This window comes from Mycobacterium nebraskense (assembly GCF_002102255.1).
In the GTDB taxonomy this organism is placed as follows: domain Bacteria; phylum Actinomycetota; class Actinomycetes; order Mycobacteriales; family Mycobacteriaceae; genus Mycobacterium; species Mycobacterium nebraskense.
The window spans coordinates 1-1,583 of the sequence record NZ_LQPH01000050.1 but is presented as its reverse complement, the minus strand read 5'-3'; the positions used below and the strand labels follow the sequence as shown (position 1 = coordinate 1,583).

Annotated in this window: 2 protein-coding genes; both read right to left on the bottom strand. The window is 67.5% G+C overall.

The window, feature by feature from the left end:
- The coding region (locus tag AWC17_RS32550; RefSeq protein ID WP_167385549.1) for a DUF7159 family protein at positions 1-1,327 on the bottom strand (1,327 nt) is incomplete at its 3' end.
- A 53-nt stretch (positions 1,328-1,380) separates the two neighbouring features.
- The coding region (locus tag AWC17_RS33035; protein WP_208618363.1) for a hypothetical protein at positions 1,381-1,583 on the bottom strand (203 nt) is incomplete at its 5' end.

The following is a 1,583-nucleotide window of genomic DNA, read 5'->3' as shown; positions in this document are numbered from 1 at the left end:
GTGGCGGGGCGGGGGGAGCCACCGGCACCGGAGCTACAGGCACCGGAGCCGGAACTGGAGCCACAGGCGCCCGAGTGGGAATCGGAGCCACAGGCGCCCGAGTGGGAATCGGAGCCACAGGCACCGGAGCGGGGACCGGGGCCGAAGCCTCAGGAGCCGGAGCGGCAGGGGTCGGGGCCGAAACCTCGGGAGCCTCAGGAGCTGGAGCGGCAGGGGTCGGAGCCGGTGCAACGGGAGCCGAAGCCGCGGGGGGCGGAGTCGGGGTTGCGGGCATTGGCGGCGCCGGCTTCGTCGGGGTGACTAGGTTTTGGCCGGGGCCCGGCTGCTGATCGACCGTCGGCCGGACGCTGGTCGCCAGCGCAATCACCAGCGCCACGACCCCGACAACGAAGACCGCTATCAACGCGCTCCCAGGCAGCCAAAACGACTTGCGTGCTTGCTCGTGGCGACCGGCGCTGATATCGGCGAATGCGCCGGTAAGGAAGTCTTTGTCGCCCCCGGCGGGGTAGGCGTCGGGTTTGTCGTCCGCGACCGCGCTGTAGGCGACATCCCCCTCACCCAGGCCGGTGGTACCCGCAGCGGGAATGTAGGCGGGAGCAATCGCATACGGGTCGAGCGCACCGGTATCGGGATCTTGAGCATAAGCCAGCGCTGCCGTAGACGACGCGAACAACGGCGCGTTCGCCGAAGCCAGCGCCGCGCCGCGCGCCAGCGCCGCCTCTGGTTCCTCGGGTGCGTTCACCGGAAGTGATGTCGCGGTCTCCAGCGCCGGTTTGATCAGCGGGACATCCACTCCAGAGCCGATGACGAACACACCATCCGGGTGTGTGTTCAGCCCTTGAGCACCCGAAACCAGCCGAACCAGCTCGGCCATGGCCTCGTCATCGTCTTCGGGCAGCGGTCGTCGGTGCACATCGGCTATCGAACCGTCGGCGGTGTCGACCACGGCCAACGTCGCGGTATCGGGCTGCACGAACAGCAGCGCGGTATGCGCGTAGCCGGTTGCGTTGCCGACCGTCTGCGCCAATGCGGCCGCCGCCAGAAACGCCGAGACCAGCATGACGTTCTCGATCTTGCGGTTAGCCAGCGCCTCGCGCAGCGCCGCGGCGTCCAGTGGGTCGCTATAGGTCACCCCGGTCGACAGCAACTGGTAGCCGCCCTCGGCGGCGCCTTCTCTAGTACCGAGGATCGCTGAGATTACCCGGTCGGCGCCCGCAGACGGTGTTGAGTCGCCGTTGGCCCTGATCTCGAAGTTGTCTTGGTCGACGGTGACACCGTCAGCGTTTTCCCCTTCGATCAGCACCATCTGAACCGCTGTGGGTGCCATCGAGACACCAAGTACGGTATCCACCACTCCCCCAAAATCGTGTTGCTAGCCAACTATGGTCTGGGCGCCCAGTTGCTGAGGGTTTGCCCGCATTGAATACCCACATCCCGAGCCACCCGGGCGACCCGCACCGCCCGGTACGGGATCCACAGCGACCAGGCGCAGTTGACGCTGGTTCGTCGTGGACATTGGAGCCGGGTCGGTCCGAAGCTGCGGGATGCGCCGGTGAGTGCCTTCATCGCATCGCCCCGGTGGG